Annotated in this window: 1 protein-coding gene; it reads left to right on the top strand. The window is 29.9% G+C overall.

The features are described from left to right. Positions 1 to 686: restriction endonuclease subunit S (locus HMPREF0027_RS07150; RefSeq protein ID WP_005623558.1), on the top strand; the 686-nt coding region annotated here is incomplete at its 5' end. Between the last annotated feature and the right edge of the window lie 375 nt (positions 687 to 1061).

The following is a 1061-nucleotide window of genomic DNA, read 5'->3' as shown; positions in this document are numbered from 1 at the left end:
ACTACAGCCCCAATGATAATGTCTTATTTTATAACTTAGCTGATGATGGATTTGTAAGTATCCAACATAAAGGTAGAATAGATAAGAATAACCGTTGGAATGATATTGAGAGTGAAATTTTAGATCATATAAGTGATTTCAAGGAAACAAAAGGATTATGCGAAAAAAGAAAAATATATGAAAAAAATATATTGAATCCAAATGGATACCAAAATGAACGAAACAGCACCTATCCACTACTTAAATTAAGTGATCTTTTTTATGTTAATGATGGTAATTTAGCTAGTAGTGATGCTAATGATAGTGGTGAATTTGATTTTATAACCGCATCGGAAGAATGGAAAAAACATGATGAATATACTCATGATTGTGAAGCTATTGTTTATGCCGCAAAAGCAGGTGGATCGTTAGGTAGAACTCATTATATTAATGGAAAATTTATTGCAAGCAACCTTTGCTATATCCTAACATCAAAGAATAATGAAAAGTATCCTATAAATATGGAATTTTATAATATTTACTTTTCTGCAATAAGAGAAACTATCGTATCTAACCTAGCTGATGGAACATCAAAATTAACAATAGATAAGACATCTTTATCCGAATATCTTATTGAATATATCCCTATCGATATTCCTATGTTATATCACATATGGAAAAATATAAGAAAGCAATGGATGAGTTAAAACAAATAAAATGAATAATGATATTTTATCTATCTTATAAAGAATAACTTTCTATACACATAAGCAATCTCGAAAGAGGTTGCTTTTTTCTTCTTGCAAATCGATCAAACTTTGATCTAAAATTCTGCCGCTTTTGAGCAAATCTTCTCATTTGCTTTTTTTATATTTAATTTGTTCAACCAATTTAACTAGAGAAACGCGACCTATTGGGCATAAAGCAATAAGTCAGGAGCTAATTATGAATGTTGAACAAATAAATGAAAAAGAAGCAAACGCCACCACAATTACTTTCTGCCTATCGCAATTTATCTATCTCTGCGATCTATGATTTATCTGATACTGAAGCCCTTATCTTTCTGAAAAATGCTCGTTGGG

It is taken from the genome of Actinobacillus ureae ATCC 25976, from assembly GCF_000188255.1.
In the GTDB taxonomy this organism is placed as follows: domain Bacteria; phylum Pseudomonadota; class Gammaproteobacteria; order Enterobacterales; family Pasteurellaceae; genus Actinobacillus; species Actinobacillus ureae.
Note: the sequence above shows the minus strand (reverse complement) of the source record. Positions and strands in the feature narration are given on the sequence as shown.